The sequence below is a fragment of the Microbispora sitophila genome (genome assembly GCF_014892245.1).
Taxonomy (GTDB): domain Bacteria; phylum Actinomycetota; class Actinomycetes; order Streptosporangiales; family Streptosporangiaceae; genus Microbispora; species Microbispora siamensis.
This window is the reverse complement of the sequence record NZ_JADBGC010000008.1, coordinates 132,642-150,366: the sequence shown is the minus strand read 5'-3', so window position 1 is coordinate 150,366 and position 17,725 is coordinate 132,642. Positions and strand designations below refer to the sequence as shown.

The 17,725-nt window shown below is 68.6% G+C and carries 17 protein-coding genes; 5 read left to right on the top strand and 12 right to left on the bottom strand.

Annotation, left to right across the window (positions count from 1 at the left end; genetic code table 11):
• The first annotated feature begins 3 nt into the window (after positions 1-3).
• Entirely contained in the window at positions 4-1,956 is a 1,953-nt protein-coding gene (locus IL992_RS16615) for a hypothetical protein (protein WP_193204251.1), read from the top strand.
• A 9-nt stretch (positions 1,957-1,965) separates the two neighbouring features.
• Here IL992_RS16615 and IL992_RS16610 read toward each other — a convergent pair whose 3' ends face one another.
• From IL992_RS16610 to IL992_RS16595, 4 genes are all read right to left on the bottom strand, one after another.
• The gene (locus IL992_RS16610; RefSeq protein ID WP_193204250.1) at positions 1,966-2,412 is read right to left on the bottom strand and encodes a hypothetical protein; all 447 of its coding nucleotides are present in this window, start codon (positions 2,410-2,412) and stop codon (positions 1,966-1,968) included.
• 329 nt (positions 2,413-2,741) lie between these two features.
• The gene (locus IL992_RS16605) at positions 2,742-4,115 is read right to left on the bottom strand and encodes an IS1380 family transposase (RefSeq protein ID WP_319018599.1); all 1,374 of its coding nucleotides are present in this window, start codon (positions 4,113-4,115) and stop codon (positions 2,742-2,744) included.
• Between the two features lie 122 nt (positions 4,116-4,237).
• Positions 4,238-4,729: a PASTA domain-containing protein gene (locus IL992_RS16600; protein WP_193204249.1), complete on the bottom strand. Its 492-nt coding sequence runs from the start codon at positions 4,727-4,729 to the stop codon at positions 4,238-4,240.
• Between the two features lie 451 nt (positions 4,730-5,180).
• Entirely contained in the window at positions 5,181-6,236 is a 1,056-nt protein-coding gene (locus IL992_RS16595; protein ID WP_193204248.1) for an endo-1,4-beta-xylanase, read from the bottom strand.
• Positions 6,237-6,507: 271 nt separating this feature from the next.
• On the opposite strand from IL992_RS16595, the gene IL992_RS16590 reads away from it, so the two are divergent.
• Positions 6,508-6,681: a hypothetical protein gene (locus IL992_RS16590; RefSeq protein ID WP_193204247.1), complete on the top strand. Its 174-nt coding sequence runs from the start codon at positions 6,508-6,510 to the stop codon at positions 6,679-6,681.
• Between the two features lie 152 nt (positions 6,682-6,833).
• Here IL992_RS16590 and IL992_RS16585 read toward each other — a convergent pair whose 3' ends face one another.
• Entirely contained in the window at positions 6,834-7,748 is a 915-nt protein-coding gene (locus tag IL992_RS16585; RefSeq protein ID WP_193204246.1) for a GerMN domain-containing protein, read from the bottom strand.
• A 468-nt stretch (positions 7,749-8,216) separates the two neighbouring features.
• Between IL992_RS16585 and IL992_RS46245 the strand changes: the two genes are divergently transcribed.
• The gene (locus IL992_RS46245) at positions 8,217-12,482 is read left to right on the top strand and encodes a discoidin domain-containing protein (RefSeq protein ID WP_264295012.1); all 4,266 of its coding nucleotides are present in this window, start codon (positions 8,217-8,219) and stop codon (positions 12,480-12,482) included.
• 56 nt (positions 12,483-12,538) lie between these two features.
• Here IL992_RS46245 and IL992_RS16575 read toward each other — a convergent pair whose 3' ends face one another.
• Positions 12,539-13,666 carry a GH12 family glycosyl hydrolase domain-containing protein gene (locus IL992_RS16575; protein WP_226873136.1) on the bottom strand — a complete coding sequence of 376 codons (1,128 nt, stop codon included), beginning with the start codon at positions 13,664-13,666 and terminating at the stop codon, positions 12,539-12,541.
• A gap of 184 nt (positions 13,667-13,850) precedes the next feature.
• On the opposite strand from IL992_RS16575, the gene IL992_RS16570 reads away from it, so the two are divergent.
• Entirely contained in the window at positions 13,851-14,204 is a 354-nt protein-coding gene (locus IL992_RS16570; RefSeq protein ID WP_193204244.1) for a DUF488 domain-containing protein, read from the top strand.
• A 7-nt stretch (positions 14,205-14,211) separates the two neighbouring features.
• Here the strand turns inward: IL992_RS16570 and IL992_RS16565 are convergent, their stop codons facing one another.
• Genes IL992_RS16565 through IL992_RS16540 form a run of 6 tightly spaced genes read right to left on the bottom strand, consistent with a single transcriptional unit; the run spans position 14,212 to position 16,833 of the window.
• Complete coding sequence (locus IL992_RS16565) at positions 14,212-14,787, bottom strand: Asp23/Gls24 family envelope stress response protein (protein ID WP_193204243.1); 576 nt, start codon at positions 14,785-14,787, stop codon at positions 14,212-14,214.
• Positions 14,788-14,804: 17 nt separating this feature from the next.
• Positions 14,805-15,413 carry a DUF6286 domain-containing protein gene (locus IL992_RS16560; protein ID WP_193204242.1) on the bottom strand — a complete coding sequence of 203 codons (609 nt, stop codon included), beginning with the start codon at positions 15,411-15,413 and terminating at the stop codon, positions 14,805-14,807.
• A gap of 22 nt (positions 15,414-15,435) precedes the next feature.
• The gene (locus tag IL992_RS16555) at positions 15,436-15,762 is read right to left on the bottom strand and encodes an Asp23/Gls24 family envelope stress response protein (RefSeq protein WP_193204241.1); all 327 of its coding nucleotides are present in this window, start codon (positions 15,760-15,762) and stop codon (positions 15,436-15,438) included.
• Positions 15,759-15,944: a hypothetical protein gene (locus IL992_RS16550; RefSeq protein WP_193204240.1), complete on the bottom strand. Its 186-nt coding sequence runs from the start codon at positions 15,942-15,944 to the stop codon at positions 15,759-15,761. The genes IL992_RS16555 and IL992_RS16550 overlap by 4 nt, the downstream gene beginning before the upstream one ends.
• A gap of 2 nt (positions 15,945-15,946) precedes the next feature.
• Positions 15,947-16,360 carry an Asp23/Gls24 family envelope stress response protein gene (locus tag IL992_RS16545; protein ID WP_226873134.1) on the bottom strand — a complete coding sequence of 138 codons (414 nt, stop codon included), beginning with the start codon at positions 16,358-16,360 and terminating at the stop codon, positions 15,947-15,949.
• The gene (locus tag IL992_RS16540) at positions 16,357-16,833 is read right to left on the bottom strand and encodes an Asp23/Gls24 family envelope stress response protein (protein ID WP_193204239.1); all 477 of its coding nucleotides are present in this window, start codon (positions 16,831-16,833) and stop codon (positions 16,357-16,359) included. Before IL992_RS16540 ends, IL992_RS16545 begins: the two co-directional genes overlap by 4 nt.
• Before the next feature lie 334 nt (positions 16,834-17,167).
• On the opposite strand from IL992_RS16540, the gene IL992_RS16535 reads away from it, so the two are divergent.
• Positions 17,168-17,725: a hypothetical protein gene (locus IL992_RS16535; RefSeq protein ID WP_193204238.1), complete on the top strand. Its 558-nt coding sequence runs from the start codon at positions 17,168-17,170 to the stop codon at positions 17,723-17,725.

The following is a 17,725-nucleotide window of genomic DNA, read 5'->3' as shown; positions in this document are numbered from 1 at the left end:
GCGATGACATCCCCCAGCGGCGACTTCTGCGGCATCGACCCGGCGGCGATGAACGCCATGGCGGCCGACCTGCGCCAGGCGTCCGACCGGCTCACCACCTTCGCCGCCGACTTCGAGGGGCTCTTCCGGGCCAACGGAGTGAGCACCACGCCACTCGTGCATATCGCCGCCATCGCCGACTGGGGCAGAAGCCAGGCCCCCACGCTGTCGGAGCGGGCCGAGCTGATCAAAGCGCTGAACGGGACCGGTGACCACACCTTCGCCCGCCTGCCCGACGCGCTGGACAGCTTCGCGGCCGGCCGCGGCCTTGGCCTCATGTACGGCACCGACATCCTCACCAACCCCGACACCAGCGTGGAGACCAAGGGCGAACTCGCCCACCAGCACATCAAGGAAATCGCCGCACTGGCCAAGGACCCCGCCGCCGCCGCGGCGTTCTTCGCCACCCTCCCCGCAAAGGTGCGCAACGCGCTGCCCAACCTGCTCATGAACACCGGCAGCCCGACGGCCAAGCAGGATCTCGCCGCCTTCAGCGCCGCCCTGGGCGCCGCGCTGCGCGCCCCTGGGGGCATCCCGGCGTTCGAGAAGATGAAGGCCGAGTTGCTGAGCAAACCCGGCAGTCGCGAGACCGCGTGGAACCGGCTCGCGCTGCTGGCCGGAGCGAAGGCCCCGACCACCGTGCGCGTGGCCGCCGCCCGCTCCCTCGCACTGGACGACTTCATGAAGAACCCCCGCCAGGACCGGACCGGCGCCGGCCTCGACGAGAGCAGGACGTACGGCTACTCCCCCGACACCGTCGCCCTCGCGCTGGAGGTCCTCGTCGGGGACGGCAAGGCCGCCCGCGCCGCCTTCACCCAAATGGGCGGCGACGAGGTCAAGCTCACCCAGGTCGAGAAGATGAAGCAGTTCCTGGACTACAGCAAATCCGTCGCCTCGGGTAACGACGTCGCCGACGCTTTCGGCCGGGTCCTGGCCACGGCCTCCGGAGCGTACGACGAGAGGGACGGAGCCCATTCGACCGAGGCCGCGAGGTTCGCCTTCGATGTGATCCGGGAGATGCCCAAGCTCGGTGTCCTCAGACCGATGCAGGTGTCCATGGCCGAGATCGCGGGCTCCTATGCCACCGAATTCACCGAGGGGGCCAACCTCAGTGATGCCAACCGCACCCAGCCCAGTGCCTTCGGACCGGTCAAGACAATCGTGCCCGGCCTGAACCCGATGTTCCGCCTCAGCCCGAAGGACACCAAAGAATTCGTCAGAACGTTCGCGGATTCGGCTGCGCACATCAAGCCCTTCGAGGAGGGGATGGGCAACCTCACCGACAGGATCGTCAACGCCGCCGCGAAGATGGACCACGGCAAGAGCACCGACCACCTCGAACGGGCGATGCGGGCGCTCGGCTACGTCGCCGGCATGCAGTTCGCCACCGAGCGGGAGGTGCAGGGAAAGCTCGACGCCGAGGACCAGGCCCGGGTCAAGGCAGAGATGTTCACGTACGGCCTCGGTCTCGGCGTCGTCGGACTGGCCATTTCGGGCATGACCGGGCAGATTTTGTGGCTGGGGGTGTCCAGCTTCTCGCCGCTCATCGTGGAACCGGGGATCACCCCAGGCAAGAGCCGGGTGAGCGGGCTGGACGAGAAGGATCGCGCCGCGTGGATGGCGCGGGAAACCTGGCTGGCGAACCTCTTGATGTCCAACGGCTTCAAGGCCAAGGTCCCGCCGAACGACCCACGCTTTTCGAACGCGCCGATCACCGGAGCCGACGGCACACTGCTGCCCTTCTCCGAGATCGCCAAGAACAAGGAGGCCGTACGCAACTTCGACAACTGGCTCATCGCCAACGGCTCCGGCGGGCTCAACAAGCGAGAACTCGGCGAGGTGCAAGTGTCTCTTCAGGAGCGATTCGCGGGGGCACGGAAAGTCGCAGAAACCCGGGGCCCATCACCATACGAGTAATCCTTCACTTCACTGCAACGGCAGGCAGTCCGTCTCACCCCGCACCTCCATCCTGCCCTTACTCGGAGAGGAAAGCACAATTCGTGTATGGTATTTATCGCTTACGGCCTGCTGATAGGTCGGAGTCATCCCAGCCTTGACCAACTCATAGTCCGCAATTGCGTCTAGCGTGCCCACCAATGCAAGGGTTATGCCCTCCGGATCTCCAGATCCGACTCTTTCCCTTGCCTTCAGGGCGTAGCTGCGTTTGAATTTACCGTCCCCACAGGGAATGTCCCTGCCTCCAGGGTCGGTTACCTCGACGTCCGTACCGAAAGCATGCTTCACGGTCTGGTCGATATGGCTTTTGAGGACCTGGCCGGCTTCGGCTGCTGTTGGTTCCGGTTCGCCACACGCGGACAGCATCAGTCCGGCTGCCAGGAAAATCGGGACGATAAGCCGCAGGCGAAGCGTCATGCAACCCTCCAGACAACCAAGTCCATGCGCCACACACCATCATGTCAACCGACCGGCCCATCGTACGTCCCGTTTACCGGAATACCTAGCCTCCGGCCAGAAGTGCACTGTTACATCTGACTCCGTTCACCGGCTCTAATTGGCTCGACTCATTCTTGAACTCATTAACCTCGATCTTTCGCGCCCGTCCGGTGGCTGGCTGAGCTATTCGGCTGGAGTGTGATTTTGGAGTTGTGGTCAGGCTGATGGCCCGGCTGTCGCGCCGGGGATGCGGGGTTCCACGGGCCCGCGGAGTGTCCTTCCTGGTAGTCGGGATGATTTGGCGCTGGTCAGGTCGGTGCTGGCAGGGCCTGGAGCCGGGTGACGGCGGTGACCAGCTGGCCGGCCCAGGGCCAGTATGCGGCGATGCGCAGGCGCAGGCGGCGTCCCCCGCGGACGAGGCGAGCGGCGACGGCGAACAGGCGCAGCCGCAGCCGTTTGGGCTCATACCGGCGAGCGGGCCCGTCCAGGGCGAGCATCTGCATCCAGGCGATGAGCTCGCAGGCCAGGGCGACAACCTCGCACCAGATCTCGTTCTGACCGAAGTCGTGCAGCGGCAGGTTGCGCAGCCCGGTGTCCTTGGCGGCGCGGATGCGGTCCTCGCAGCGGGCGCGGCGGCGGTGGCGTAGCTCCAGGTCGGCGAGCTGGCCCCGCTTGGTGTTGGTGACGAAGCAGGTGAAGCGGTGCCCGTCGATGTCGGTGAAGCGCAACTGCGCGCCCGGGTGCGGGCGCTCCCTGCGGACGATCAGGCGCATTCCCTTCGGCCAGCCGTCCAGCTTTACCAGGCCGGTCAGTTCGGCGACCCACGCACCGGGCCGTACCTGGCCCTCGGCGTCGTAGGCGGGTGTCCACGCCTGCTGGGGCAGGGCCAGGATCGCGGCCTGGACCTCCTCGGTGAGGGCGAACCCGATGGAATACGACAGCCGCCGCCCGGGGCGGGTCAGCCAGGACAGGAACTCGCGGGTGCCGCCGCCGGAGTCGGTGCGGATCAGCACCTGACGGCGGCGCTGCTTGGGAAGCTGAGCCGCGGCCAGGCGGGTCGCGGTGATGTGGTCGGCGGCGGTGTTGGACCCGGCGTTGCCGGGCCGTAGCACGATCGCCAGCGGTTCCCCGCCCCCTGCGGGGCCGTGGTCGGCGAAGACCGTCATCGGATGGAACCCGAAGGTCTTCTTCCAGGTCGGCGCGGCCTGGTCCTTGTCGGAGTGGGCGATGACGATGGTCGCGTCGATATCGATGGGGATCAGTTCATTGTCGGCGCCGGGGGCGTGGGTGCCGGCCAGCATCCATGCCCGCTCGCGGGCGATGGCACGGGCGGCGCGGATCGCCTTCAACGCGCGGGCGGGATCGGCGGCCAGGCGGTCGATCAGCCGGGACACGGTCGGATCGGAGGCGATCGGGCCGAACACCTCGCTTTGAGCGCGGAGCATCGCGATGTCGGCCAGGCAGTCCCCACCCAGCGCCATGGTTAGGGCCAGATCGGCGATGACCTTGCCGGGATCGTGCACGGCCCGGGACGCACGCCACCGCTCCAACTGCGCCGACAGCGCCGCATCCAGACCCGTGACCCGCAACGTCTCCTTCAGTAACAGCCCACCGGCCTGCGAGAGGAGTCCCGAGCCGTCAGCGGACACCATGATCTTGCGCCGGGACACGATAGTCTTCACTCGGAAAGTGCCTTCTGAACTGGTGCGGACAGGACCTTAGACAAGCCCAATCCTCCCGGCTCAAAGGCACTTTTCTCATGTAAACGATCAAGCCCGCTCAGATTCGCCGCGAAAGCCCGAGGCTAGAAAATGTCATCACCACCCGGCGGGACATTACCCAGGGGACCGGTGGAGACGATCAGCGTGATCGTAGGGCCCGGCGTGAGCTCGGCCCGCGACTGCGGCACCTGATCGATCACGGCACCCTGCGGGACGGCGTCACTCGGCTGCTCCACGGTCTTGACCTTGAAACCGGCACCCTGGAGCGTGTCCTTCGCGTCCCTCAGAGTGAAGCCGACCATGTTGGGCACCCCCGTAGTCGGCCCCGGCGTGTCCTTCGCCCTAGGGGAGATCTGTCGTGGTGACGGCGACAAATTTGGTCCCAGGGACACCCGCAACGTCACCGATTCGCCCGAGCGAATGAACTGCCCACTGGCGGGATCCGTGCCGATAACGATGCCGGCGGAGATCGTGTCGCTGTTCTCCTCAACCAGTGTCGGCGTCACGCCGAGACTGCTCAGCTTGCTGATCGCGGCCTGCATAGCCATTCCGCATAGCAGCGGCACAACGGCCACGAGCGGATCATGTCGCCGCAAAGGAGTGGCGGCTTGGGCGTCCTCTTCTGGCAACCCCAACGGCCCTGCGATCTCAATCCGAGATGAAACAGCCCCGTTTGGGCGAGCCCTACGTTCTTCCACCGAGCAAGACTCCTCAAGGGGGATGTCGAAATACTTAATACTAACCTCGATCTTTCGCGCCCGTCCGGTGGCTGTTGCGCCGGGACACGATAGTCTTCACTCGGAAAGTGCCTTCTGAACTGGTGCGGACAGGACCTTAGACAAGCCCAATCCTCCCAGCTCAAAGGCACTTTTCTCATGTAAACGATCAAGCCCGCTCAGATTCGCCGCGAAAGCCCGAGGTTAACGCCCGCCTGCCGTCATGGGGCTTCCATCGGCCTCTCGGGCCTCTCGGAAACGCGAGACGGTGCCCGGCCCCCGGTGGGCGCGGGCACCGTCATGGGGAGGGTCAGGGCCTTCCGGCGCCGCGCAGGGCGTCGCGGATCGCGTAGTAGGCCGGCTTGGGCTGGAGGTTCTCGTCGTACGGCAGGGCCGCGCCCTCACCCTCGAAGAAGGCGGGGATCCAGGAGTACTTGTCGGTGTAGTCCCAGATCGTGATGCCGACACAGCGGCGGACGGCGAGGCACGCCTTGGTCACCCTGGCGTACCAGTCGGCCTGGGTCGCGAGCTTGGCCTCGTCGGCCGGCACGTACATGCGGATGTCCAGCTCGGTGATGGCCACGTCCACGCCGAGGTCGGCGAAGCGCTGCAGGTTCTGCTGGAGCGTGTCCGGATAGCCGTACTGCAGTGCGAGGTGCCCCTGGAAGCCGACGCCGTCGATCGGCACCCCCTGGGCCTTGAGCTGCTTCACGAGGTTGTAGTACGCGTCGCTCTTGGGCCCGACGGCCTCGATGTTGTAGTCGTTCAGGTAGAGCTTGGCGTGCGGGTCGGCCTGGCGCGCCCAGCGCAGCGCGTCGGCGATGTAGCCGGGGCCGAGCGTCCGGTAGAAGATCGTGTCCCGGTAGGTGCCGTCCTCGTTGAACGCCTCGTTGACGACGTCCCACGAGTAGACCTTGCCCCGGTAGTGGCGCGCCTCGGTCAAGATGTGGTTCTTGAGGATGGCCCGGAGCTGGTCGGCGGTGAAGGTGCCGTTGTTCAGCCAGTCGGGGAGCTGGCTGTGCCACACCAGCGTGTGCGCCCGGAAGGACATGTGGTGCTTGCGGGCGAAGTCGAGCACCTGGTCACCCTGGGTGAAGTCGAACACCCCCTGCTGCGGCTCGGTTGCGTACCACTTGAGCGCGTTGCCCGCCGTGGTCGAGTTGAACTCGCTGCCGAGGATCTTGAGGTACGCCGCGTCGGAGAACTCGGGGTTGTCGGTGGCCGAGCCGAGGTAGCGATGCGAGGCGCCGGCCAGCTCACCCAGGGTCTTGTCGTGGTGCCGGTCGGGGTGAGCGGAGGCGGGGGCCGCCGCGAGCGCGGTGACGAGCCCGGCCGCGGCGAGGGCCGCGGCGAATCTGTGCAGCATGAGGAAGGTCCTCCGGTCGGGAGTACGGGGTCGGACGTCCAGATGCACGAGCCGGGAATGCTCCACAAGTCGAAACTTTTCGAAACAATCCCCTAACTTTCTGCTGACGTACCTTACGAACTGACTCGTCTCGGGTCAATGCCGGACAGCAAATCCGCGGACTACCAGCGAAAACGCCAGCAGAGGGCTGACAACAAATACGATCTATTCCGAAAGTTTCAACGAGAGAGAGGTCTTCGAGCAGCAGCTCGAGCTGTTCGAAGACGGAGGGATGGATGGGCCGCCGCACCAGGTGGGCGGATACTCCGACGCGCTTCAGGGCCCGATCGAGGCCGTCGCGGCACACGCCGCCGGCACCGGCTCCTACGGCGATCCGGCCTTTCAGGAGGAGGCGCTCCAGTGGGTCACGCTCCTGCAGCTGGCCGAGGACGACAGACCGGGATGATCTGGGGCGACGGCGCGTGGCTCATCTGGGGCATCCGTAAGGACCATTTGGCCGCGCGCGACTTCTCCAAGGTCCACCTCTCCGTCCAAGGGCACTGACCCCGGTGGTCACGGACGAAGGAGAGGGCCGGGGGCGCCCCGGCCCTCCCACCGTCACGGTTCCAGGCTCTCCGGAACGGAGTCGGAGGGCCCCTTCGGGCGTTCGGTGCGGCCGCGGGCGTCGTAGATCTTCACCCAGCGGATGCCGGGAAGCCGCTTGAGCGTGGGCGTGATCTCGTCGGCGACCGTGAACGCCGACCCACCGCTGCCGAGGGAACCGGTGAGCCGCACGTGGGCGACCCCGTCACGGACGACGACCGAACGGACGCCGGTGGCTCCCGAGGCGACGAAGCGCAGTCCCTTGGCGTACTCCGCCTGCGTCGGCCCGGCGAACAGCCGCTGAAGCGCGCCGCGCGCGGTGGACGGCGGCGTCACCGGCCGTGACACCGCCGCCGTGTACGGCCGCCGTCCCGCCGCGTACGCCCGGGAGTCGAGGAAGTACGTCCGCACCGGCACCGTCCGGTAGGGCGTCTTGATGTCCACGACCACCCGGCTCGGGTGCGTGAGGGTGTAGACGCGGTAGGACGCCTTCCTGCTCAGGCCGATGCCGAACGTGAGCTCCGCCTCGAAGTCGCCCGCGTTGACGACCTGGATCACGCCGGGCAGCGCGAAGGTCTCGCGGGCGGGCCCGTAGGTGGGGCGCCCGTTGTCGTCGTGGCCGGTCGCGCCGCCGAAGCGCAGCCCGAGGATCGCGTCGCCGGCCACCGGGACCGTGTGGCCCGAGCCGTCGGCGATCAGCCGGGAAACGTAGCCGGCGTCGCGCCGTGCCGGGAGTGGCCCGCGGAACTCGAAGACGACCCGGTCGAGTCCGGGCTGGTGCGAGGCGCGCACGTCGACCAGGGTCGCCACGCGCGGAGCCGCGTGAACGGCCGCGTTCGACGGGGTCGGTGTCGCTGCGGCCGGGGCCGCGGTCAGGCTCACCAGCGGCACGGCCAACGCCGCGAGCGAGCGCTTGGGGGGCAGAAACATGAGGGCTCCTCTGCCGGGTTCCTTTCGCGAGTTGGGGGACCCGCGGGCGGGCGCAGGGCCGGCTCCGGACCGGCGCCCACTTGAAGTATCCCCAGGTAGGCCCGACTCGGGGACGGGACAGACCTGTCACCTTCCATCCGGCCTTTCCGACCCATTGACGGCACGGTGGGCCCTATGTAACATCTGGGCAACCTAATGTAAGAAATTTGCAGCTCTAAATCGAGACTTTGCGGTTCTCCGCAAGTTCCGGCAGGAAGCACTGCGTCCGTGCGCCCCGCCACCGTCACCTTTCGCAGGAAAGGACATGAGGTGATGTCGGCCACGGCAGTGGGCAACCGGTCGCCGCCGCGACCCCGTCGAGCCCCGATCTCCGAAATCCCCCCACGACCGCGGATCGGATGACCCGCCGGTCGGTTCCTGCCGGACAGAGGAACGCAAATGTCGAAAACACATGTCCCGTTATTGCGCTTGATCGCTGTTGTGGCCGCGGCCTGCCTGCTCGCCGTGGCCGCGCCCCTCTCCCCCGCCTCCGCCGCCGGCGGCCCCAACCTCGCGGCCGGCCGCACCGTGACCGCGAGCAGCAGCAACAGTCCGTACGTCGCGGGCAACCTCAACGACGGCAACCAGGGCACCTACTGGGAGAGCTCGAACAACGCCTTTCCCCAGTGGGCGCAGGTCGACCTCGGCGGCGCGACGAGCATCGACCAGGTCGTGCTCAAGCTGCCGGCGTCGTGGGAGGCCCGCACCCAGACGCTGTCGGTGCAGGGCAGCACCGACGGGTCCTCCTTCACCACGATCGTGAGCTCGGCCGGCCGCTCCTTCGCCCCCGGCTCGGGCAACGCGGTGACGATCGGCTTCACCGCGACCACGACCCGGTACGTCCGGATCAACGTCACCGCCAACACCGGCTGGCCCGCGGCGCAACTGTCCGAGATCGAGGTGTACGGCGCCGCCACCGCCTCCGGCAACCTCGCGCTCGGCAAGACCATGAAGGAGAGCGCGCACGCCGACGTGTACGGCGCGGGCAACGCCAACGACGGCAACCAGGCCACCTACTGGGAGAGCGCCAACAACGCCTTCCCCCAGTGGCTCCAGGTGGACCTCGGCGCCTCGACCGCGGTCGACAAGGTGGTGCTGAAGCTCCCGCCGACCTGGGAGGCCCGCACCCAGACGCTGGCCGTGCAGGGCGGCACCGACGGCACCAGCTTCTCCACCCTCGCCGCCTCCGCGGGCCGCACCTTCGACCCCGCGAGCGGGAACACGGTCACGATCAGCTTCTCGACCGCGAACGTCCGGTACGTCCGGATCAACGTCACCGCCAACACCGCGTGGCCGGCCGCGCAGGTGGCCGAGTTCGAGGTGTACGGCCCGGCGCCCACCGGTGACACCCAGCCCCCGACCGCTCCCTCGAACCTGGCCTACACCGAGCCCGGCGCCAACCAGATCAGGCTCACCTGGTCGGCATCCACCGACAACGTCGGCGTCACCGGCTACGACGTCTACGCCAACGGGGTGCTGCGCACCAGCGTCGCCGGGAACGTCCTGACCTACACCGACACCCAGCCGGCCGACGCCACCGTGTCGTACTACGTACGGGCCAAGGACGCGGCCGGCAACGAGTCGGCCAACAGCAACACCGTCACCCGCAAGGGCTCGACCGGCGACACCCAGGCGCCGACCGCTCCCGGCAACCTCGCCTACACCGAGACCACGCCGGGGCAGGTCAAGCTCACCTGGACCGCCTCCACCGACAACGTCGGCGTCACCGGCTACGACGTCTACGCGAACAACGTGCTGCGCGGCAGCGTGGCCGGAAACATCACGACCTACACCGACACGCAGCCCACGAGCGCCACCGTGTCGTACTACGTGCGGGCCAAGGACGCGGCAGGCAACGAGTCGATCAACAGCAACACCGTGACCCGCAACGGCTCGGGCGGCGGCTCGAACATGGCCGTCGGCAAGCCGATCACCGCCTCCTCCTCCACGTTCACGTATGTCGCGACCAACGCGAACGACAACGATGTGGCGACCTACTGGGAGGGCGCGGGCGGCTCGTACCCGCAGACGCTGACCGTTCAGCTCGGGGCCAACGCGGTCGTGAGCTCGGTCGTGCTCAAGCTCAACCCCGACGCCGCCTGGTCCACGCGTACGCAGACGATCCAGGTGCTCGGCCGCGAGCAGAGCGCGTCCGGGTTCGCCAACCTGACCAGCGCGGCGACCTACACCTTCAACCCCGCGAGCGGCAACACGGTGTCGATCCCGGTCTCCGGCACGGTCGCGGACGTGCAGCTCAAGTTCACCGCCAACTCCGGCGCCCCGGCGGGGCAGGTGGCCGAGTTCCAGGTGATCGGCTCCCCGGCGCCCAACCCCGACCTGACCATCACCTCCCTGTCGGCCTCCCCCGCGTCCCCGGTCGAGACCGACGCCGTCACGCTGTCGGCGACGGTGCGCAACGCGGGCGACCTCGGCTCCGGCGCCACCACCGTCGACTTCTCCCTGGGCGGGACCAAGGTGGGCACCGCCTCGGTCGGCGCGCTCGCGGCCGGCGCCTCGGCCACCGTGACGGCGAACATCGGCCAGCGCGACGCGGGCAGCTACCCGCTGAGCGCCAAGGTCGACGAGTCGAACGCGGTCATCGAGCAGAACGAGACCAACAACTCCTTCACCGCCTCCTCCCCGCTGGTCGTGAAGCCGGTGGACAGCTCCGACCTGGTGGCCTCTCCGGTGAGCTGGTCGCCCGGCAACCCGGCAAACGGCAGCACGGTGACGTTCACCGTGGCGATCAAGAACCAGGGCACGGTCGCCTCGGCGGGCGGCGCCCACGGCATCACGCTCACGATCGCCAACGACTCGGGCACCGTGGTCAAGACGCTGACCGGCTCCTACAGCGGCGCGATCGCGGCCGGTTCCACGACGAGCCCGGTCAACCTGGGCACGTGGACGGCCGCCAACGGCAGATACACGGTGAAGACCGTGCTCGCCGCCGACGCCAACGAGCTGCCGGTCAAGCAGGCCAACAACACCTCCACGCTGCCGTTCTTCGTCGGCCGCGGCGCGAACATGCCGTACGACATGTACGAGGCCGAGGACGGCGTGACCGGCGGCGGGGCGACGGTCGTCGGCCCGAACCGGACCATCGGCGACCTGGCCGGCGAGGCGTCCGGCCGCAAGGCCGTGCGGCTCACCAGCACCGGCAGCTACGTGGAATGGACGACCAGGGCCGACACGAACACCCTGGTCACCCGCTTCTCCATCCCCGACGCGGCGGGCGGCGGCGGCACCGACGCCACGCTGAACGTCTACGTCAACGGCACCTTCCTCAAGGCGATCAACCTGACCTCGAAGTACGCGTGGCTGTACGGCCCGGAGGCGGGCCCGGGCAACTCGCCGGGCGCGGGCGCCCCACGGCACATCTACGACGAGGCCAACGTCCTGCTCGGGACGACCGTCCCGAAGGGCAGCAAGATCCGGCTGCAGAAGGACGCCGCCAACACCTCCACGTACGCGATCGACTTCGTGAACCTGGAGCAGGCGTCGGCGATCCCCAACCCCGACCCCGCGACGTACGCCGTGCCGACCGGGTTCACCCACCAGGACGTGCAGAACGCGCTCGACAAGGTGCGGATGGACACCACCGGCAAGCTCGTGGGCGTCTACCTGCCGCCGGGCGACTACCAGACGTCGGGCAAGTTCCAGGTGTACGGCAAGGCGGTCAAGGTGGTCGGCGCCGGGCCGTGGTTCACCCGGTTCTACGCGCCCTCGACGCAGGAGAACACCGACGTCGGCTTCCGGGCGGAGTCGTCGGCCAACGGCTCGACGTTCTCCGGGTTCGCCTACTTCGGCAACTACACCAGCCGCATCGACGGGCCGGGCAAGGTGTTCGACTGGCAGAACGTCGCCAACATGACGATCGACAACATCTGGGTCGAGCACCAGGTCTGCATGTACTGGGGCGCGAACACCGACAACATCACGATCAAGAACTCACGGATCCGTGACACCTTCGCCGACGGCGTCAACATGACCAACGGCAGCACGGACAACCTGGTCTCGAACAACGAGGCGAGGACGACCGGCGACGACAGCTTCGCGCTGTTCTCGGCCATCGACGCGGGAGGCGCCGACGAGAAGAACAACGTCTACGAGAACCTGACCGCGATCCTGCCGTGGCGCGCGGCCGGCATCGCGGTGTACGGCGGGTACGCGAACACCTTCAGGAACATCTACATCGCGGACACGCTGACCTACTCCGGCATCACGATCAGCTCGCTCGACTTCGGCTACCCGATGAACGGCTTCGGCGCGAGCCCGCCCACGGTGTTCGACAACATCTCGATCGTCCGTGCGGGCGGCCACTTCTGGGGCCAGCAGACCTTCCCGGCGATCTGGCTGTTCTCCGCCTCGAAGGTGTTCCAGGGCATCCGGATCAGCAACGTCGACATCGTCGACCCGACGTACTCGGGGATCATGTTCCAGACCCAGTACCTCGGCGGCCAGCCGGTCAATCCGATCAAGGACACCGTCCTCACCAACATCTCGATCTCCGGGGCGCACAAGAGCGGCGACGCGTTCGACGCGAAGTCGGGCTTCGCCCTCTGGGCGAACGAGCTGCCGGAGCCCGACCAGGGACCGGCGGTCGGGTCGGTGACCTTCAACAACCTGAAGCTCAGCGACAACTACCAGGACATCAAGAACACCACGTCCACCTTCACGATCAACATCAACCCCTGATGATGTGACGGCGCCGCCGGAGGGACGTCCCTCCGGCGGCGCTTTTTTCGTGCTGTTCAGGACGAACAGGGGGTGCCGTTCAGCGTGAAGCCGGTCGGGTTGCCGTTCGAGCCGCTCCAGGTGCCCTGGAAGCCGAACGAGACGTTGCCGCCCGCCGGAATCGAGCCGTTGTAGGACAGGTTCTTCGCCGTCACGGACGACCCGCTCTGGGTGACGTCGGCGCCCCAGTAGCCGGTGATCTTCTGGCCGTTCGGGAACGTGAAGCCGACGTTCCAGCCGTTGACCGAGCTGGAGGAGGTGTTGGTGACGGTGACGTTGCCGGTGAAGCCGCCCTGCCACTCGTTCTTGCTGTAGCTCACCCGGCAGGCGCCGCCGTTGCCGGGGGTGGGGCTGACGGTGGGCGTCGGCGACGGGCTCTGGACCACGCCGCCGATGCTGTAGGAGAAGTTGTTCACCGCGAGGCCGGTGCCGCCCACCCAGGGCTCGAACCCGGCCTGGACGCTGGTCAGATACCACGACCGCTGGCCGTAGCCCCGGTTCACCATGTCGTCGAAGAAGGTCCGTACGGCGAAGCTGAGCGAGTTCGTCGGCGAGGTGCGGACGTAGGAGACGACGTTCCAGCCGGAGTTGCCATACCAGACGTCCCAGGTGGCGCCGGCGAGGTTGACCGTGCCGACCTTCGAGCCGACCGGCTGGATCGAGCCGGTGTGGTTCAGCCAGACCATCAGCTCGGCGCCGGTGTTCTGGCCGTCCTTGCGGGGCGTCGGGTCGAACCAGATGTCGTACGCCGCGTCGTACACGCCCGAGCCGGGGTACGTCATGCTGACGCTGGTCTGCACCGTGTTGAACTGACTGTTGCTCACCTGCAGGGGGAGGCCGCTGCCGCTGGAGCAGTTGGCGTAGTGGCAGCCGGCGTACACCGCGGGGTAGGACCCCGGGGCGCCGTTCTGCGGCTTGTTGTGGGAGGCCTGCGTCACGGAGAAGCCGGTGCCGGTGACGTTGATGCACTGCTGGGTGTCATCGCCCCAGTTGTTGTTGATGACGACGTACTTGCCGCCCTGAATCGTGGTCGAGCCGTACTTCTCGCAGATCGTCGTGTCCGCGTGCGCCGCCTGACCGACGACGAGCGACGCGGCGACCGAGCCGAGCATGACGAGGCCCGCCGTGATCATTCGCATCTTCATGTCCCGGACCATAGACATCAGGCCAAGGCAGGCGACATGGGTCGAATTGATCGACAACTTGGACGAAACCCCGACCAGCGACAACGCCCTTACGGAAAGTGAAACTTTCAGTTACGAGTCCTGTCCGACTGCCGGCGTGCGCGACCACTCGCTGGGGAGTATGGCCCAGGAGGAGGTGAGGGCGATGTCCGTCACGGTCCGCCGCGTGTACGAGGACCCCGCGCCCGGGGACGGGACGCGGGTGCTGGTCGACCGGGTGTGGCCGCGCGGCCTCACCAAGGAGGCCGCGCACCTGGACGAATGGGTCAAGGACGTGGCGCCGTCCAATGCCCTGCGCTCCTGGTATGGCCACGTCCCCGAGAGGTTCGGCGAGTTCCGCAGCCGCTATCTCGCGGAGCTGGACGATCCCGAGCGGCGGGCCGCCCTCGACCGGCTGCGCCGGCTCGCGGAGAGTGGCCCGCTGACCCTGCTCACCGCGACCAAGGACATCGAGCACAGCCAGGCGGCCGTCCTCGCCGAGGTCCTGTCCAAAGGCTGACCGGCGCTCAGTGGACCTCGCGGGTCCGGCTGCCGCCGGTGAGGTCGAGCCGGACCATCGCCGGGAGGCGGCGCAGGCCGAGTGTGGTGCGCAGGTCCGGGACGGCCTCGTCGTGCAGCCGCGTGACCAGTGCTCCGAGGTCGGCCGGTTCCACGGCGGAGACGCCGAGGTCGAGGTGCGGATCGTCGGACGGGCCGCGCAGCACGGCGTGCGCCCGGCGCACCTCCGGATAAGCGCTGACCTGCTCGGCCAGGGCCTCGCTCGCGGGATGCGCGTCGACCTCGGTGACCCCGGACGTGTCCGACTCCAGGCGCAGCCGCCGCGGCCGGTCGACCCGCAGCAGCGCCAGCAGCCAGGCCAATCCGATGAGCCCGATCACGAATGCGATGGCGGCCACGACCGGCCAGAACCACGGCGCCGTAGCCGCCAGGTTCCTGGCCCCGGCGTCCACCACCGGCCCCCGCACCGCGGCGCCGCCGAAGGCGCCCAGCGCCCGCGCCAGCGCGAGGCCGCCCGCGGCCAGCAGGACCAGGCCGAACAACGCCAGGCCCGCTCGGTTGCCCTTGCCCGATCTCGTCTTCACGGTCCTGCCTCCTTCGTCTAGGACGGGCCGTGGACGCGCAGGTTCAGCGAGACGCGGTGGGCGGGGGCGAGCCGGGCCAGTTCGTCCTCGACGGCCGCACGCACGCGCTCCCCGAGCGCCGTCGTGTCGCGCAGGTCCGTTCGGACCGACACGTCCGCGTGCCAGCCGCGCATCCGCGCCCCGGCCGAGCGCACGCCGTCCACCTGGTTCGCCCTGACTCTCAGCGCCCGCGCCAGCGCGCGGCGCGGCAGGCCGACCACCAGGTCGGGATCTCCCGTGCGCAGCGCGATCATCCGCCCCCGGCCGGGGACCACCGCGATCAGTATCAGCACCAGGCCGATCAGGGCCAGCGCGGAGGCCACCGCGAGGGCCCGGCCGTCGTCCCACGGTGTGGTGCTCGCCCAGCGGGCCCACTGGTCGTACGGCACCAGCTTGACGGGGAGGCCCAGCAGCGCGGAGACCACGTGGACGGCGGTGAGGCCGCCGACCGCCAGCAGCGCCAGTGCGGCGACCGCCGCCGGCAGCCCCCGGCTGGGCCGGAAGGCCCGGCCGGCTCTCCCGGCCCCGAACCCCCGTGTCGGGACGAAGCGCGGCACCTTCTCAGACGGGCCTCGGACTTCGGTCATCGCCACCCCTCCGCTCGGGCCTTCACACGGGCCTGCGCCCGGACTTCCGCTCGGACTTCCGCTCGGGCACGAGTTCAACGACCTCGATGTCCACGTTCTCCACAGAGATACCGGTCAGCTCGCGCAGCCGGCGCCGGACGTGCTCGCGGATCTTCGCGGCCAGCCGCGGCACCGGCGCCGGATAACGCACGGCCAGATCGCAGTGGACCGCCGCGACCGCCCCGCACACCGACGCCGACACGTGGGGCAGGCCGGTCACGTGCTCGTCCTCGCTCGCCAGCTTCTCGGCGATCCTCGCGAAGGCGCGGTCCGAGATCGTCGTCGTCCCGTGCGCCGCGGGCTCGCTCATTGCCGTCTCGGGTGCATCTGCGGCATGTGTACGCCGCCTTCGAGCACCAGTCCGACGAGGAACCCGACGATGCCGAGGACCAGGACGATGATGAACGCGGCGAGACCGCCGAAGGCCCCGACCACCCCAAGCACCGTGCCGAACACCAGCCCCACGAGACCCCAGAGCGGATAGCCTTCCATGATCATTCCTTCCTTCCGCCGTCGTCTCTGACCACGTCGGCGATCGTCACGTCCACCCTGCGGCCGGCCGCCAGGTCGCCGATCGCGTCGCGGACCAGGTCGGCGACCTCCGGCAGCGGCCTGCCGTACCGGGCGACGATGTCGACCTCGATCACGTCGTCCCGTACGGCGACGCCGGGGACGAGACCGCCGGGCAGGTACGTCGCGACCACGCCGAACGGTCCCCGGGACAGGTCGGCGACGTCGGGACACGACAGCACGCGGTCGGCGATCCGGCGGGCGGAGACCTCGCGTTCCTCTTCCGCTCCGGTGCGGCCGTCCCGCTCCGGCGGGGGGCCTTCCGGGGAGCCGCGCCCGGCGGTCTCGGGCACCCGCCGGCGGTCTTCCGCCCCCGCGCTCTCCGGAACGGCGCTCATTGGACCCGCGGCTCCCCGTCCGCAGGCGCCTGCGACTCCTGCTGCCTCGGCAGGTGGACGTCGTCGACCGCGATGTTGACCTCGGTGACCTCCAGCCCGCACATGCGCTCCACCGCGCGGATCACGTGGCTCCGCACCGCCTGCGCGAGGTCGGGGATCGCGACGCCGTACTCGACGATGAGGTGGATGTCCACGGCGGCCTGCCGCTCGCCGACCTCCACGGACATGCCCCGGGTGACGCCGTCCTCCCCGCCGAGCGCGCCCCTGATCGCGCCGAACGCGCGGGCTGTGCCGGTGCCGAAGTCGTGGACTCCGTCGATCTCGCGGGCCGCCATTCCGGCGATCTTGGCGACCACCTCGTCGGCGATCGTGGTGCGGCCCCGCTCCGTCACCAGGCTGGAGCCACCCTGCGTTCCGAGGGACCGTCCGGGTGCATGCTCGACGGTCGCGGTCGACGTTCTGGTCTCGGTCATGTGACTCTCCCGCTTCACGTGCGCGGTAGGTACCGCTTACCGCCGATACAGGCCCGTGATACCCGGTTTGCACACAGTAATCATCCGAGGTGGGGCGAGGTTGGGTCATCGGAAGCCCTCCAACACACCAAGACCGGCGAGCCCGGGGAGGGCCAGAACGGACGGCTCTAAGGCGGGGATCAAGTCCGACCAAAACTGCCCGGTATGTACGAGATCGAGTTTTTATGTGCCTGTCTAGGGCATTCATACCGTTCAGTCGGATCGCAGCGCCGCACGGCGAGACGGGCGGATGTCCGGAACGGCGCTTCGGGGGCGGCCAGTAGGAGGCGCGATCATGAAAGACGGACTGAAGGTGGCCCTGGCTGTCATCGCGGGCTACTACCTCGGCCGGCACCACAAGCTGCGCCTGGCGCTGGTGCTCGCGCTGGCCATCCTCGCCGCCCGCCTCAAGGGCGAGGGAGCCGCGGGCGCCCTCCTCGAACAGGTCCCCAAGATCCTCGGCGGCACCGCCCCCGACCTGGGCAAACTCACCGAACGCGTGCGCGGCGACCTGCTCGACATCGGCAAGGCGGCGGCCATGCGCGCCACCAGCCGCCAGATCGACAACCTGAGCGACAAGCTGCACGAACGCGCCGAGGCGCTCCGGCAGCCCAAGGGCCGGGGCCGGGCCGCGGAGGAAGAGGCAGAGGAAGAGGAGAAGGAGCGGCCGGAGGAGGGCCGCCGCCGGGTGCCCCGCCGCCGCCCGCCGCAGCGCGAGCCTGAGCCCGAAGAGGCCTACGAGGAGGAAGAGGAGTACGAGGAGGAGCCGGAGGAGGAGGCGGAGGAGCCCGAACCCGAGGAGCGGCGCAGGCCCCGGATCCGTCCCACCCGCCCCGTGCTGCGGAGGAGGTGA

What these genes read in the sequence shown, in the direction of transcription:
- IL992_RS16615 (WP_193204251.1), top strand. Translation starts at nt 4, where the DNA reads ATGACATCCCCCAGCGGCGACTTCTGCGGCATCGACCCGGCGGCGATG.
- IL992_RS16610 (WP_193204250.1), bottom strand. Translation starts at nt 2,412, where the DNA reads ATGACGCTTCGCCTGCGGCTTATCGTCCCGATTTTCCTGGCAGCCGGA.
- IL992_RS16595 (WP_193204248.1), bottom strand. Translation starts at nt 6,236, where the DNA reads ATGCTGCACAGATTCGCCGCGGCCCTCGCCGCGGCCGGGCTCGTCACC.
- IL992_RS16590 (WP_193204247.1), top strand. Translation starts at nt 6,508, where the DNA reads ATGGATGGGCCGCCGCACCAGGTGGGCGGATACTCCGACGCGCTTCAG.
- IL992_RS16585 (WP_193204246.1), bottom strand. Translation starts at nt 7,748, where the DNA reads ATGTTTCTGCCCCCCAAGCGCTCGCTCGCGGCGTTGGCCGTGCCGCTG.
- IL992_RS16575 (WP_226873136.1), bottom strand. Translation starts at nt 13,666, where the DNA reads ATGAAGATGCGAATGATCACGGCGGGCCTCGTCATGCTCGGCTCGGTC.
- IL992_RS16570 (WP_193204244.1), top strand. Translation starts at nt 13,851, where the DNA reads ATGTCCGTCACGGTCCGCCGCGTGTACGAGGACCCCGCGCCCGGGGAC.
- IL992_RS16560 (WP_193204242.1), bottom strand. Translation starts at nt 15,413, where the DNA reads ATGACCGAAGTCCGAGGCCCGTCTGAGAAGGTGCCGCGCTTCGTCCCG.
- IL992_RS16555 (WP_193204241.1), bottom strand. Translation starts at nt 15,762, where the DNA reads ATGAGCGAGCCCGCGGCGCACGGGACGACGACGATCTCGGACCGCGCC.
- IL992_RS16550 (WP_193204240.1), bottom strand. Translation starts at nt 15,944, where the DNA reads ATGGAAGGCTATCCGCTCTGGGGTCTCGTGGGGCTGGTGTTCGGCACG.
- IL992_RS16545 (WP_226873134.1), bottom strand. Translation starts at nt 16,360, where the DNA reads ATGAGCGCCGTTCCGGAGAGCGCGGGGGCGGAAGACCGCCGGCGGGTG.
- IL992_RS16540 (WP_193204239.1), bottom strand. Translation starts at nt 16,833, where the DNA reads ATGACCGAGACCAGAACGTCGACCGCGACCGTCGAGCATGCACCCGGA.
- IL992_RS16535 (WP_193204238.1), top strand. Translation starts at nt 17,168, where the DNA reads ATGAAAGACGGACTGAAGGTGGCCCTGGCTGTCATCGCGGGCTACTAC.